Source organism: Pseudomonas frederiksbergensis, from assembly GCF_001952935.1.
Taxonomy (GTDB): domain Bacteria; phylum Pseudomonadota; class Gammaproteobacteria; order Pseudomonadales; family Pseudomonadaceae; genus Aquipseudomonas; species Aquipseudomonas frederiksbergensis.
On sequence record NZ_CP018319.1, the window covers coordinates 4,298,559 to 4,313,920 of the forward strand.

At 55.4% G+C, this 15,362-nt stretch carries 8 protein-coding genes; 3 read left to right on the forward strand and 5 right to left on the reverse strand.

Features of this window, described 5'->3' with window-relative positions; translation table 11 throughout:
- Positions 1 to 10: 10 nt before the first annotated feature.
- The 5 genes from PFAS1_RS20075 to PFAS1_RS20095 all read right to left on the reverse strand — a co-directional run bounded on the left by PFAS1_RS20075 (position 11) and on the right by PFAS1_RS20095 (position 9,500).
- Positions 11 to 2,035 carry a hypothetical protein gene (locus PFAS1_RS20075; protein WP_156886734.1) on the reverse strand — a complete coding sequence of 675 codons (2,025 nt, stop codon included), beginning with the start codon at positions 2,033 to 2,035 and terminating at the stop codon, positions 11 to 13.
- Positions 2,036 to 2,219: 184 nt separating this feature from the next.
- Positions 2,220 to 4,637, reverse strand: coding sequence for a glycosyltransferase family 2 protein (locus PFAS1_RS20080; RefSeq protein ID WP_076030274.1), 2,418 nt, complete (start codon positions 4,635 to 4,637; stop codon positions 2,220 to 2,222).
- Positions 4,637 to 7,108 carry a glycosyltransferase family 2 protein gene (locus PFAS1_RS20085; protein WP_076030275.1) on the reverse strand — a complete coding sequence of 824 codons (2,472 nt, stop codon included), beginning with the start codon at positions 7,106 to 7,108 and terminating at the stop codon, positions 4,637 to 4,639. Before PFAS1_RS20085 ends, PFAS1_RS20080 begins: the two co-directional genes overlap by 1 nt.
- Positions 7,109 to 7,257: 149 nt before the next feature.
- Entirely contained in the window at positions 7,258 to 8,664 is a 1,407-nt protein-coding gene (locus PFAS1_RS20090; protein WP_076030276.1) for a DUF4214 domain-containing protein, read from the reverse strand.
- A gap of 17 nt (positions 8,665 to 8,681) precedes the next feature.
- Positions 8,682 to 9,500: a hypothetical protein gene (locus PFAS1_RS20095; RefSeq protein ID WP_076030277.1), complete on the reverse strand. Its 819-nt coding sequence runs from the start codon at positions 9,498 to 9,500 to the stop codon at positions 8,682 to 8,684.
- 934 nt (positions 9,501 to 10,434) lie between these two features.
- Between PFAS1_RS20095 and PFAS1_RS20100 the strand changes: the two genes are divergently transcribed.
- Genes PFAS1_RS20100 through PFAS1_RS20110 form a run of 3 tightly spaced genes read left to right on the forward strand, consistent with a single transcriptional unit; the run spans position 10,435 to position 14,917 of the window.
- Entirely contained in the window at positions 10,435 to 12,180 is a 1,746-nt protein-coding gene (locus PFAS1_RS20100; RefSeq protein ID WP_076030278.1) for a type I secretion system permease/ATPase, read from the forward strand.
- Between the two features lie 14 nt (positions 12,181 to 12,194).
- Positions 12,195 to 13,520 carry an HlyD family type I secretion periplasmic adaptor subunit gene (locus PFAS1_RS20105; RefSeq protein ID WP_076030279.1) on the forward strand — a complete coding sequence of 442 codons (1,326 nt, stop codon included), beginning with the start codon at positions 12,195 to 12,197 and terminating at the stop codon, positions 13,518 to 13,520.
- Positions 13,517 to 14,917 carry a TolC family outer membrane protein gene (locus PFAS1_RS20110; RefSeq protein ID WP_076030280.1) on the forward strand — a complete coding sequence of 467 codons (1,401 nt, stop codon included), beginning with the start codon at positions 13,517 to 13,519 and terminating at the stop codon, positions 14,915 to 14,917. Before PFAS1_RS20105 ends, PFAS1_RS20110 begins: the two co-directional genes overlap by 4 nt.
- Positions 14,918 to 15,362 lie beyond the last annotated feature (445 nt).

A 15,362-nucleotide genomic window follows, 5' to 3' on the forward strand; every position in this document is an offset into this window, starting at 1 on the left:
ATTTTTTAGATCATGCTTGGGTTGTCATTCGGCGTGGGGCCGTATTCTGTTTAAGAATCATCCGGATGTTGGCTGCTAGTGAATTCCATTTTGTCATATCGGTAGTACTAATGTTTTTTAGCGATGTTAATTGTCGAGGAAGGTTGCTGACTATGCCGCTAATCAAGAGGTGGTCCAGTTCGGTGAGTTTACTCCAAACGTGGATATCTAATAGGTCTGGTAGTGCGAATCGAAGTTCTAACCGGGCGCCCCGATCAATGTCATCGCTTTCAGCAAACCACCCTTGTATCGCTTGTCGTGTACTAGGCAGGAATTCTAAACGAGGGTTAACTCCAAACTCGCCATCAACTTCATCGACCGTCGACAACCGATAATCAATTGCAGACCATGTCGTCTGCCCGATGCTCAAGTTGGTCATCTTAAATTCCAGTGAGCTATAACTTTCACGTGTCCGGAGTCCAGAACATTCACTGGAATCGTAACGAAGCATCAACGGCCAGTTTTTCAGGGTTATTTCTAGGGCAAATAATGATTTAACAATCTTTTCTCTGTCGCTTGACTTGACAACTTCTGTTGTGTCATTTTCGATACGGTCTTTTACCACTTCTGCGATAGCTAATAAAAGTGTCCAGTCACTAGCGCCTAGTGAGCTAAGAATCTTGTTATCTCCTACTAGAGGAGACCCCTCCGCCGGCATGCACTTAAGTTCCAGCGCTTCGGACTGCTCAAAGGGCCAAACTTGTAGAGGGGTAGAGGTTTCAGTCCTTTCTCGAAGGAAAACTATCCCCGCCATGGTATCCGTGTACTGGATTTCAATGTTTAATTGAGGTGTCAATACTCCGTTGATGAACAGGTTTTTCAGGCTGCAACGAAGTTTGCTCAAGCGTTTTTTGCCGTACTTGGCGTGCTTAATAATATTGAAGCTTTCTAGAAGCCAAGGTTTGGACTGTTTATTAACTGTCGATACTGCCAGGTCCCTATAGTCCGACAACAACTCCTTTGTGACTCTGAGTTCCAAGACTTGGTTTTCGAGGAGCTCTTGTGTTTGATGAAGATTTGTCAATAAGTGATCGTTTACTTTGAGTTCTTTGTTGCCTGGCGTTTTTTGCTTGCTTGACGGTAATGTCGTATCAATCTGTTTGTTCTGTTTGTTCTGTTTGTTCTTAGTTACTAATTGGCTATACTTCAACGAAATATCTTCGAAGCTGTCCTGTAAGGATAGGAGCTGGTCAACGTATTTCTGTTGTGAGTTGGTGATAGATTTGGCTGGTACATTCAAGTTTTTTTTATAGCAAGCCACAGATGCGTTCAATCTGGTTTTCTGATTGGTTGCCGCTAGATCTACAATCTTTAGTTTCATAGACAAAACTTCGCATTTTAAGCGTAGCAGGTTGGGAAATGCGTTAGAAAGCTCTGAACATAGGTAGTAATATGAAGTCTCTACAGGTTTTTCGACTGTGCTACTTATTTTTGAAACGTCCAGCGATAATCTCCAAGCCCCCGAGAGCAAGTTAAGATATGCTTCAGGAATTAAACGGTAGTCGTTGACGTCTATGATCTCACACTTGTCAATGTTCTGTTTTTTGAACGAAAGAATTCGTTCAGTCTTAGTGATCCATTCCTTGGTTATCGCTTCAATGCTGTCGGCAGTTAATGGGGCGGATTCAAATGTCTGCTGAAGCAAAAGCTCCAGCGGGGTGTGCGCGATTAAAAAATAAATATTTGGATCAAAGTCCGCCCAAAAGCTCAGCAACTCAAAGCTTTTCTCTTCATCCCAGTACCAAAGATTTTCTTGATGATTGCTATAAAATATATCTCCCGCTAGTTGCTCCCATACACGTCCAATTTTGATACTGTTTTCATCATTTTCTTTGAGGTCACGGATTGTTGGCATCACTTTGGCGTGCCACTCACCCATTGTAATTTCTGGTTTGCGTTGAGCTGCCAAAGCAGGCTTTGCACCGGCGGCCTCGACATGGCGCGCGATTTCTCTAAGCGCTGATGCAGTACTTCCTGTGATGCACAAACTTTTCATGATGACTTGCCAGTTGTTATATGTCTGTGACTGTTTACGAGCAGTGGTTGTCTTGCGGAAGAGGCAAGGCTCGTAAGGCGTTTTGTTTGAGTTAGGCTATGCTGCGCGGTAATGTCCGTGCACTGAAGTGCGAGGCGGCTGGAGCGCAGCAAACTTCTAATTGTCCGGCCAACCCCCTTTTGTTTCATAGCGCAGACTTTTCCTTGCCCGCGCGGCTTGATGTTATCGGTCTTGATAGACCGTCGCGAGGCGGCATCGCCAATCCCCCATAAGGCCCACTCAAATAATCCAGACTCAGCGCCGGGTGATAGTGCGGATCGCTTTGGCCTGCCTTGGACCATCGGTCAATAAACCCCTGCTGTTCTCGCACAGCCCTGGCGCGTTTTTCCGGGGTTTGGTCTTTGCCGCGGCTCGCGGATTCGGCGTGGATCAATTTAGCGAACGGGGTCCAGATCAGGTTCAGGCCGCGTTGCTGGATACGCAGGCACAGGTCCACGTCGTTGAACGCCACCGGGAAGGCGTGTTCATCGAGGCCGTTGACGGTTTCGAACACTGACTTGCGTACCAGCAGGCAGGCGGCGGTGACGGAGCTTTGGCGGCGGGTGATCTGATTGAAGGCCAGGTAGCCAGCGTCGTGTTCTTCCCAGGTGTTGCCGGTGTGCGCAGCGAGTCCGTTGACACCCACGACGACGCCTGCGTGTTGCACCATGCGGTTGGGCCACAGCAGTTTGGCGCCGACGGCTCCCACGTAAGGGCGCAGCAGTTGGCTGAGCATTTCCTTGAGCCAGCCCGATTCGATGATTTCGATATCGTTATTGACCAGGCCGATCACTTCACCAGTGGCATGGGCAGCAGCACGGTTATTGATGGTCGAGTAATTGAATGGGTAAGGATGCGGCAGCACCTTCACGCCCCGACTTGGGAGTTCGGCGAGGTAGGCCAGGGTTTGCGGGTCGCTGGACTGGTTGTCGACGATGATGATTTCCAGCTCTGGATAGTCAGTGTTGTTCAGCAGCCCTTCGATGCAGGTGTGCAGCAATGCGTACTGATCGCGGGTCGGGACAATCAGACTGACCCGGGGCAGGATTTCTGGCAGCGGCCATTGGGCACGCAGCAGAGCCGGGAAGTCGGGCAGGGCGCTGACCGTCGCGCCCGGCGCCAGGCAATCGCACAGCCAGGCGATGGCTTGAAGGCGGTCGCTGGAAGGCGAGGCCTGTTCGGGGCTGGCCGGTGACTGCTGGTTCCGGTGATACAGCACCTGTGGCAAATGCGCGACAGTGGCCTGGTTTTTCTCGGTGGCTAACGCAATACCCGCGATCAGGTAATGCCAGCTCAGCGATTGCAGTTCGTCTGCAGGCGAGAGCAGGGCCAGCGCTTCGTTAATGATTGCTGTACTGAAAATTGCCCCGGCGCTAAACAGGTCCGCGCCAATGAACAGGTCAATGTCCCAGACCGTTTTGAGCCAGGGCAAACTGCGTTCACCTTGCGGGCCATCCCGGTCGCAGTCGGCGTAACCCCAGGCGGTGGCATCGCTCAACAACCCGCTCAGGTGATCCAGCGCGTGCGGCGCCAGGCGGTCGCCTGCCATCAGCGGCACAACGCAGTCACAGCTGGACTCGAGCAATTGCTTGAGCGCCGGCAGCAGGTTATCGGCAGAGGCCTTGGCCATCTGGGCCGGCGCTGAACGGTTTTCGGCAAGGCTGATCAGGCTGGATTCTTCCAGCGTCTTGTCGCCTTCGCCAATCAACAGCAGGCCGATTCGGGCCTGTGGCTGCTGATGGGCGTCCGGAGCTCCGCGCTGGAAACACTCGAACCACTGCGGGTAATGATGGAAACCGACGCTCTTAGGCAAGCGCATTGTCTGTTCCCGGGTGACTTCGGTCAGCAGCGCCAGTGTCTGCTCGTCGGGCGCGTGGTTGTGTTGTTTGAGCAAACCTTCCAGGCCTTCGGGCCAGCAACACAGTTGAATCGGGCTGCCGGACAGCGGTTGGCCGAGGTCATTTTCCACATGCAGCGTGTGCAGCTTGCCGTCGGCCAATTCCCATGGGAGGTCAACGCTGAAGCCGTGATCACTGGTTGCACGATAGACAAGGGCTTGATGATGCGTATCGCAGGTCGCTTGAGCCAATGTGCGACCGTCTTCCCGAACGGTGATCTGGACATGTCGCCGTGGGGCTTGCGCGTCCCAGGACCAGCCGCTGATGCGCAGCCCGCCGGTATGCCAGACTTGCGAGGCAATCGGGGCCGGCTCCTTGCTTGGCGCGGCAGGCAACTGTAAATCGCCTTCGAGCGAGTAATCCTGATTGGCGATCCGGGCGCTGATGTGGCGCGCTTCGTCCAGCCAGCTTTGGTGCAGTTGTACGCCAAAGCCATGGAACTGATCGCCCATTTTGGCGTTGGGCTGAAACTGGTCGGCCCGGGCCAGGGTTACGCAGGCACCGTCAATGCAGATTTCGACGACCAAGCGCTGGTCCGGTCGTGCAGTATCCAGCGCCCAGCCCTGGAGCACATCGCCGTAAAGACCGGTGATGGCGCCCTTCAGGGTTGACTCGACGACCAGTCGTTCATTCGCGATGAGCTTATCCAATACTTCTTCTGACATCAGGCCCGGCTCGGTGAAATAGGTAACAGGTTAATGGACAGCGCGCCTGCCTCGGTGGCGATCGCGCCTGGTATGGCGTACAGCGGCAGGCCCAGTTCAGCGGCCAGGTTTGGTGCATTCCAGCTGGCCCCTGGGTTCATTTCCAGGCTCAGGGCACCTTTACAACCTGCCAGCAAAACGCGGTCTGCGAGATCCAGACTTTGCACTTTGGGTAACGCATGAACTGCGCCAGTGGCGAGCAGGGATTTGAACCACGGGCCGCTACCATGAGAGAGCAACAGGACGGGTAGTTTTTCCCGAGTGATGCGCCTTCCCAGCTCCAGCCATTGTCCGGCGATTTTTGCGTCGCTCAGGCTGTCTGCGATTAGCAGGGTGCGAGGAGCGGTTTCGTTTGCCTGCAGGGATTCACGTTGCTGTTCGATGACGATTGTTGCGCTTGGCAGAGCGGCTGCATAACGCTCGTGCAGTGCGCACCAGGGCAATTGAACGCTGAGTGCCTGTGCGGCGAAAGCTGGCCAGTTGGCGGCACTGTTCTGCTGCAGCAAAGTGTCGTCACGGCAGACGATGCGATATGGTTTGGCAAGGCTGGCCGGCAGTTGATAAAGCTCGGCAGGGCAGGCGGCCAGTTGCTGGTAGATCAATTCATCCAGCGGCAGGCTTTGCAGGTCTTCGAGCAAGCGATGGCTGTCGGTCGGCAGCTCGTAGTCGAGACTGAATGCCAACGGTTGCAGCTGAGCGTGCAAGGTGACGTGGGTGCGTTGACCCAGGTTACGCCAGGTCAGGCTCAGCGGTACTTCACGCGCTGCCGAGGTCTGGATGTGCAGTTGTTTCATGTCTTGGGCGGGCCATAGGCGCGTCGGGCAGGCGGTCATTTGCTTGGCCAACTGCGCCAGGCGTGCGCGTTGCAGGGCTTCGCGCGCCGGCTTGATTGGATCGAGCTGGCAAAAGTCCTGAAAACGCGCCGATGCGTCCGGGTAGCGACGCCTGAGAATGGCATTGTTGTGGGCCACTCGCAGGGCCTTTTCATCACCGAAGGAAATTCCGCCTTGATGCGCGACGAAGACGCTTGGCGCTCCCATGTGTCGCCAGCCTAAAGCGCGTGCACGCAGGCACCAGTCGGTTTCTTCGCCGTAACCGCGCAGCAGATGAACGTCATCGAGGTAGCCAACACTGTCGATGGCGCTGCGCTTGATGTACAGGCAGAAGCCACAGCCGGTTTCGATTTCCATTGCAGGGCTGCCGGTGAGTTTCGCCAGTTCGTCCAGCTGCGCCTGATCTGTTGCGCTCGGCATCGGCTGGCTGACACGGCTGACCGGGAAGCTCATCAATTCGCCGTTATTGGTGAACGGCGTGACCGAGGCGATATCTTCGGCGCTGTAAGCCACCGTGCGCAGGCGATCAAGCCAGTCGCCATGCACCCGGGTGTCGGCGTTGAGCCAGACCACATCCTGCTTTGGGCTCAAGGCCATGCCGCGGTTCATGCTGCGGATGAAACCCAGATTGACCGGGTTTTGCACCAACGTGATCCTGCCTTTGCTGGCCAGTACCTTGAGGGCTTTGCGTAAAGCGGGAATCGGTGTCGCATCCTCAATCACTACCACGCGATGAGGCGTACGGTTGAGCTTGCGGGCACTTAGTGCGCTGTTGATGCACTCCAGTGTTTCTTCCAAACCGTTGAACACCGGAATCAGCACATCCACCGGTTGTTTCTCGCCGACGTGCGCGACGGGCGGCGGCGGCAGAAAACCCGGCGTGGCGACAACTGGACTGCCCAGCAGGGTGTGGCCCGTTACGAAACGCACATGCACCGCGGGCGTGGCGTTGGGAACCCTGATACGAATACCACCGTGCGTTGCCGGCAACCCGGCAGCCGTGAGCAGCGGGTTTGGCGCGCTGGCGGTCATGCTGATCACGTGCCCGTTGGCCTCCAGTTGCAACGCGGCCGGAGTCTGCAGATTGCGCAGGTCAATGGCCCAGCCATGAATTTCCTGAAGTTCTGGCAAATACCGCACAACGCCTACTGTGCCTGGCGTGTCCTGTTGTGCCGCCAGAAGTTTAAGCACGAACGCCAATTCATTGGCCGCCGTGATGTCGGGCAGTTGGGCGAGGATGATACGGCGCAGTTTTTCAGGTGTTTCGGACTGGCTGCGCGCCTGCCAGAGCATCATGCGCAGTGCGGGTTCGTCAGGCAGTTTCTCCCAGGCAGCTGTCAGATAGCGGCTGGCGAGTGCGGGTTGATTCTGGGCAAGAATGCTGCGCCCGATCAGGGCGTGAACATCCGCGCGTTGCGGGAATGCATGGATGGCGTTACTAAAAAAAACAAAGGCAAGCCTGGCGTCCTGAGACAGGGCGTCGATACCTTTCCAGAGCAGGGCTTCTGGTTGGTATTCAGACGTCTGCAAGGCACGCTCGAGTGCGGCATCCGCAAGACCACGCTCATCGGCGAGGCGATGGCCGTGGAAGAGGTCCATGAGCGTTTCCCGCCCACGGTCGAGGTGTCTGGACATAGCTGGCGTGTTCACTGAGGAAAATAAAAGAGGGGCGACCCGAAAGTCGCCCCTTTTCGCATACTACCCAGCCTTGCGGCCGGGCGTATTTATCGCTACGACAGGGCTAGTAGTTACACTGCGCCGTGAAGAACAACGACGTTGTCGTTGTGTACGATTGCTTCAGCCGAACCAACGATACCGATAGCGACGTCAGCGTGAGTGCCGCCGTTAGCCAGCAATTCAGTCCAGCCAGCTTTGCCAGCTGTATCAGCTGCGCGGCCGGTAGCAGATTGGTACAGACCGTCGATGAAGTCGCTGTCGATTTTGGCAGCGGCTTCAGCCGAACCAACAATACCTGCAGCCACTTCGCCACGGCTGGTGCCGTTGAACAGTTGGTTTACCCAGGCGTCCAGACCAGCGTCGTCTACAGGGCGACCCAGTGCGTTGGTGTACAGCTCACGGACGAAATCACCGTTCGACTGATCCAGCGCTTGTGCTTCAGCAGAACCGGCGATGCCAGCAGCTACATCGGCCAGCGAACCGCCGTTAGCGATGATCGCTTCCCAGCTGTCCGAGCCAGCGGTATCAGCACCACGACCCAACAGGGAGGTGTACAGACTGTCGATGGAGGCTTCAGTTGCTGCGCCGCCAAATTCGGCAGAGTTCAAGAACTCGTTGGCGATGTCGGTCAGCGAAGTGCCAGCCTCTACCAAACCGGTGAAAGCTTGAGCGCCGCCCAGATCAGCGTCGCGACCCAGGATGCCTTCGTACAGACGCAGAGCAGAAGCTTCAGCTTCGCTTTGTGCCAGGGCAACGGTGCTGCCGTCGGCGAAGGTCAGGAACTCAGCGCCAGTGATCGCGGCAGTTTGAGCGCCGGTCAGGGTGACGTTGTTGCTGTTGCCAGCGGTGAAAGTGTAGTCAGCAGCCGAACCGTCCAGCTGTACTACGTCGTAGCCAGCGCCAGTGTTGACGATATCGGTGTGAGCAGCACCGCTCAGGATGATAGTGTCGTTACCGGTACCGGTAGTGACGTTGTTGTTACCAGCGCCAGCCACAACGGTGTTGTTGCCGTTGCCGGTTACGATGGTGTCGTTGCCGTTGCCAGCGTCGATGTAGGAGTTCTGATCGCCATTAACAGTGATGACGTCATTGCCGGCACCAGTGGTAACCAGGAGCTCGATGCCAGTGGCAGCGTCAGCAGTAGCAAAAGCAGCGGCGACAGGAGCGTCGAAGGTCACAGCCAGGCTAGCGTTGCTATCGAAGATAAATGCCTTGGCCGAGTCCAGGGAATCAGGAATCTGCACGGAAACCAGGTCAGTGGCCACACCAGGAACGTTAACGATGACTACGTCAGCAGCGCCTTCCTGACCGGTTGGGATTTCTGGAGCATTTACGCCGTCCCAGCTGGCCAGGTTGACGGTTTCAGCAGTTTCCAGGTTCAGCAAGGTGCTGATCGCGGCGGCGGTGTCGTCGGAAATGCTGGAGGTGGTCAGAAAAGTTTGGAACTCGGTATTCGTAATCGGGCTGTCGTATTGCATGTGGGATTCCTGTTACTTCAAGCCATCTGGCCTGTGCTACTAATATTCTGCTTCATTGCAGAGTTTTCCCACGGAGACTTATAGCGGGCAGCGTTCATCTTCGTAACGGGTGTAATGGAGATGTGCAGGGCCACCAGAGGCTCGGTGCCGGTGGGGCCATGCATCATCTGGTTGGCGACAACGAGCTGCGGCGTGACGCCGCTGAACACGATGTGGCCAGACAATTCGTAAAAATGGCGGTTTGGTCCTACCAGGCTGAAACCTGCAGATACCAGAGGTAGAGATTTGCCGCGGGTGCCGGTAAAGGCACCGGTGGCTACATTCGGACTAGGGCCTGAGCCGGCTACTGTAGAGGTGTAAAGCAGGTCCACGCCTGCCGGCTTGTCATCCCATACGACAGCAAAGCCTTCAAGGCGCTTGGTGCTGTCATGCTCGCCAGCCCAGCCTTCTGCGGACTCCACATCGCCAGCGCCTTGCATATGCGCAGTGAGTTTCAACGCCACAGGCATTTCGCTTGGCGCGATGACCAGGGCTGGCTCAGGCGTGGTTATGACGTTGTAGTTGCGCATGATGGCCGGGGAGGTATCGATACGGTCGATGCGCAGGTCAATAGGGGCGATGACTTCATCGAACATATGGTATTCGGTAATCAGAACGGTCGTGATCCCGCCTTTTACGCGAGCTACGATGGTATCGCCGAGCTTGGCCAGCATATTCTTGCTGACGCCTTCGCCCGGGAAAAAATCAATGGCGCCTTTACCAAGCGGCGCTTGCTGCAACGCGATACAAACAGGTTTGTCTGCTGGGGGTTGCGATGCATAGCGGAAAATGTACATCCCTGGCTCAAGCAGAGTCACACGGGAGGTAATTTTCAAGCCATCTAGTTTTTGCGACTGCACTCAATAAGCTTCCTTCTTATCCTGAGTTGTACAGCGATCAGTCATTCAACGTGACTTATCCAACTATTCCCAGGTACTACCCAATAACTTGATGGCGCTATGGTGGCTACCGAAGGCGGAGATTAATCTATCTGTGGGAAAAGTCAATTGGGTCTATGGGGAATTTCCTTTTGAAGAGTAGGGGGGAAATTTCACCAAAAGTATGTTGCTTTTTATTGATGTCCGGGATAGCGCCGGTAAGCTCCAAGGTCTGGGCTGGAACGTTGAAAACCTTTTCGAAAGGACATGGTACATGGCGAGGCGATTCGCCCTTTGAAAGCGCGAAGTGGGCGGTAATTTCTGCAGTAATCTGCAGCGAGCGGCTGGCTGCAATCGGTTTGCGCGTGGCTAGGCAGCGGCTTTCAGGGGTGTCACACAAATCCCTTCTGTTTGGAAGCAGTGTTGTGGTCAGATACCGGCCACGCTAGGCGTCGGAAATTTTGGCCGCTATGTAGTGGCGTTACGGCATTTCTGGTAGGGGTGAATCTTCCCGGTTTCAGGGGCTGAAACTTTTCAGGAATGCGAAAGCATGCCGTGTTTTTCTGGCGTGACTCAGAACTTGGGTGATGCGGAAAAGTAACGCGAGCAGGGGGGGAATAGAATGCATGACGCTTGTTACAGTTCGTCGGCATAGATCAGTTCAAATTTAACTTATTGACCATAAGTACATGCAGTGTCGGAGATGTTGATTGCGCCCATAGCCTTTCTTAAAACATGTTCATGCGCGAACGGCGCCGCGATGTTTAAAATTGATGGCTCTTTAATGCTATCTGGCACAAACCGAGTGGTACACTGCCGCGCTTTCACGCCCCCTCTCATCAGTACGGATTCTATGAGTCGTTCACACGAAAATAATTTGCAAGCGGCCCTGAAGGCTTGCAAAGGCAGTTTTCTCTCGGTTGGTTTCTTCAGCTTGTTTGTAAACGCCTTGATGCTAGCCCCCACCTTTTACATGATCCAGGTTTCTGGGCGGGTGGTGCCCAGTAGCAGCACCTCGACCCTGATCATGTTGACCCTGATCCTGACGGTAATGATGCTGACCCTTGGCTCGCTAGAGTGGGTTCGCTCGAGAATCATGGTCCGCATCAGCAACCGGCTGGATGTTTTACTCAGTCGTGATGTGTACCGCGCCAGCTTCAAGAAAGCGCTCAGCAGTGGCGGCATGGACGCATCTGCACAGTCACTCAATGATTTGACGTCCTTGCGTCAGTTCTTGACCGGCAATGGCCTGTTTGCGTTTTTCGACGCGCCTTGGTTGCCTATCTATACCGCGGTGATGTTTCTGTTCCATCCCTGGTTTGGCTGGATGACCGTAGGTAGTGCAATCGTGCTGGTGGTGTTGGCATTTTTGAACCACCGCTACACCGGCAAGGCCTTGAGTGAAGCGAACCAGCAAAGCGTCACCGCCAACCTGCAAACCACCAAGAACCTGCGTAATGCCGAGGTGATTGAGTCCATGGGGATGCTGGACACCCTGATGGCGCGCTGGGCGGTGCGTCAACGTCGCGTTTTGGTCCTGCAATCGCAGGCCAGTGACAACGGCGGCATCATTACGTCCATTTCCAAGACGTTCAGGAATTGGGCGCAATCGATCATGCTCGCTTTGGGTGCTTATCTTGTCATCACTCACGAGGTCAATCCTGGCTTGATGATGGCCGGTTCCCTGCTGCTTGGCCGCGCATTATCGCCTATCGATCAAATGATCGGCAGCTGGAAGGGCTTTGTAGCCGCCCGTGTTCAATACGGCCGCCTGAACGACACCCTGGAAAAACTCAATGCCGAGCCACAGCGCATGGCGTTGCCTGATCCGGAAGGGCATATACAGGTCGAGAATCTGGTGGTCGCCCCACCGGGAGCCAAAGCCGCTGTTATTCGCAACATCAGTTTTGTAACGCCAGCTGGTTCTATCGTGGGTATCGTCGGTCCGAGCGCTGCAGGCAAGTCGACGCTGGCCCGTGCCTTGCTAGGTATCTGGCCGCCGCAGCACGGAACTGTGCGTCTGGACGGTGCCGATATCGCTGCTTGGGACAAGCAGAAGCTGGGCCCGCATCTGGGCTATCTGCCGCAGGATATCGAGTTGTTCGAAGGCACCATCAGTGACAACGTGGCCCGATTCGCCAAGGTTGATCCTGAGAAAGTCGTATTGGCAGCCCGGATTGCGGGTGTCCATGAAATGATCCTGCAATTGCCCGATGGTTACGACACCGTCATTGGCAGCGAGGGGATCAACCTGTCCGGAGGACAGCGCCAACGCATAGGCCTGGCCCGCGCCATTTATGGCAGCCCGCGTTTGATCGTGCTGGATGAACCCAACTCCAACCTGGATGACGCCGGTGAGAAAGCGTTGGCCGTGGCCTTGCAGAAGATCAAGGAAACCGGGGCAACGGTATTTATCATTTCCCACCGTCCAAGCATCCTCTCGCGGCTTGACCGAGTGATGGTCATGGCTGGCGGCACCATTAGTATGTATGGCGCGAGGGACCAGGTCATCGCCGAACTGGCCCAGCAGCAGGCCAAAGCCCAGAAAAGGGTTACTCCAGCTTCCACTGACGTTGCGCTCGCGCAACCTAGCGCGTGAAAAGGAATTCGTAAATGAGCAGTAATGCGCTGACTGTGCTCGACGAGCCATCTGATGACATGCCCACTTCCGACCGCGGCATACGCCGGATCGGCATGACAATTGTTTTTGTGACATTCGGTCTGTTTGGAACATGGGCGGCCTTCGCACCGCTGGGTAACGCGGTGTATGGCACGGGTGTGGTGACGGTGCAGACTTACCGCAAGACTGTACAGCACCTGGAGGGCGGTATCGTCAAAGAGCTGCTGGCCCGCGACGGCGACACGGTTCACAAGGGGGATCCGTTGATCGTGCTGGATGAAGCCCAGCTTAGCGCCGAATACGAATCGACTCGCAACCAGTTAATTTCCGCCAAGGCCAAGGAAGCGCGTCTTCGAGCCGAGCGCGACGAGCTGCCGACTATCCCTGCGTTGACTATCAGCGGTACGGACAGTCAGCGTGCCCAGGAAGCGATTGATGGCGAGTCCCAGGTTTTCAAAGCCCGGCATGACTCCCGACTGGGCGAAATCTCCGTCCAGCAGGAGCGTGTAGGTCAGTTGAAGCAACAGATTCAGGGCCTCAAGGACATGATCCACTCCAAGCAGAGCCTGGGGAAATCCTATAGCGGTGAAATCACCGACCTTAAGGATCTTCTGGCCCAAGGCTTTGTTGATAAGCAACGTCTGCTTGAGCAAGAGCGCAAGCTGGGCATGCTCAAATCCGAAGTGGCCGACCATGAGTCCAACATCACCAAGACGCGCTTGCAGATTAATGAAACCGAATTGCAGATTGTTCAACTGAACAAGAACTTCAGTTCGGACGTGGTGAAAGAGTTGAGTGATGTGCAGGCCAACGTCTTTGACCTTCAGGAGAAGGCTGCGGCCCTTGAAGATCGTCTGTCGCGCGTGGTGATTCGTGCTCCGGAAGACGGCATGGTGCTGGATATGAAAGTCCACACCATTGGGGGGGTGGTCAGTGCCGGAACGCCGTTGCTGGATATCGTGCCGGAATCTTCGGAGCTGGTAGTTGAAGCCCACGTATCGACCAATGACATCGACCGGATTGCTTTGGGCAAGCTCACGGATATCCGTTTTAGTGCGTTCAACAGCGCGACGACGCCGGTTATTCAGGGTCAGGTCACTCGGGTTTCCGCCGACCGCCTTACCGATGACAAGTCAGGCGAGCCGTACTATCTGGTCCGTGTCAAGGTTACTGACGAAGGTTTGAAGCGTCTTGGCGCTAACAAGCTCCAGCCCGGCATGCCCGCCGAAGTCTTGATCAACGCCGGCGATCGCACCATGTTGCAGTACCTGATGAAGCCTGCACGTAACGTCCTCGCCAAGTCGATGATCGAGGAATGATTGTGCTGCGTTTCTTATCCGTAGTGGTTGTTCTGGGGCTGGTTACACTGCATGTCGACGCCGCTCAGCCGGTGGCGCCGCAAGTCACGAGCGCCTCGGCTTACACCGCCGACCTTATGGCGTTGTTTCGCGAGTCCCGTCTTGAAGATCCGAGGATATTGGCGTCTTACTTGCGAGCCCGGTCTGCTCGTGAGCAAGAACGCGAGGCGTTTGGCACCTTGCTGCCTCAGGTTTCGGTGGACACCAGTTCCAACCGGATCTTGCGCAAGGACGAAAACACGCGGGAAATCTATGACAACTCCAGTTATTCCCTGAACGTTACCCAGTACCTGTACAACAAGTCGGCCTGGGAAAGGTATCAGAAGGCCAAGAGCGCCACGCTTCAAAAAGCCTCACAGGCCGAAGACACTCAGGCAGAGGCGACGGTTGATCTGGCCAAGCGTTATTTCCAGGCTTTGTCCGCTGATGATGAACTCGAACTACTGATGGCTGAACGTCGCGCCACGCAAAACAGTCTTGATCGTGTGACTGTTATGTACGACAAGCAGATGGCTATGGTCACCGACCTGCTGGATCTCAAAGCGCGGGTTGATTTACTGGCTGCGCAAGAAGTCGAAGCACGTAATCAGGTGCGTGTGACTCGGGCGGCGCTTTCGGAAATCGTTGGTCGGCCGATCACTGAGCCTCTGAGTCGGATCCGCAATGATATCGCTTTGCAGGCCCCGGATAAGCCTTTGGAGACCTGGATTGTCGAGGCCATGGACAGCAATCCGCGGCTCAAGGCCCGCGAAAACCAGTTGGAAGTAGCCAATGCGGCGGTGCGTGAGGGCAAGGGCGGTCACTATCCCTCGTTGACCTTTACTTTGGGTACACAGCGCAGCGACGTGGGTTACGATAATACCGTGTCACCCCGTAGCGACAGTTACGTTGCCACGATTGGCCTGAAAGTGCCGATCTACAGCGGTGGTTCGACGTCTGCGCGGGTGCGCGGACTGTATGACGAACAGCTGGCCGTCGAGCAGGAAGTGGAAGAGGTTCGCCGACAGGTGGTCAAGGAAACAACCAACTCGTACCTGACCTCCGTATCCAGCGTGGAAAAGATTCGCGCCAACAAAACCGCCTTGTCCTCGGCAGAGCAATCGAGCATTGCCTCGCAGAAGGCTTTCACTTATGGCGTCAAGAACTCTGTCGATGTATTAACCGCCGTGCAGGCCGAGTTCAAGGCGCGTCGTGACCTGCTAAAGGCCCAGTATGACTTCATCACCAATCTGTTCATCTTGAACCGATGGGCAGGCAAGCTGCCTGAGGAAAGTGTCGACAGCGTCAACGTATGGTTGGGTGGTGTGGATGCAGTAGCGCAACAGTCAGCCAGTATCGACTCAAGCAAAAAACGCTGACCGCCCCCGTCTCGGCTCCCGCGGTTGCATTGCATTGCATTGCATTGCAATTGCGGGAGCGAATGTGATTCCTGTGGGATGGAGCTTGCTCACGAAGGTTTTCTCAAAGCTGGCTGATTCTGTGTAGCAGCTGACCCTCCAGAAATATTCAGCGTAACCGCTCCGCGAACCCTACATCCAAAGCTGCTATTTAATCCCCCGATGCTGTGCTCCTGATTTTCATCAGGAGCCAGCAATCAGGCTTCAACCGGCGGCTTTGAATGTGTGCACGGTGGATCGCTTACTCTCAATGGCTAAAGACGTACAGCGGTGGGTTTGATACGCCTCCCTTGTGGGCTCGTCACATTGCGCTGTGCCCTGTATCATCGGCGATGATCGGAGCTGCGTGGGCTTTCTTTGTAGCACCGCGAAATTTTTTCGATCGTTAATCTTAGAGCGCGTTACA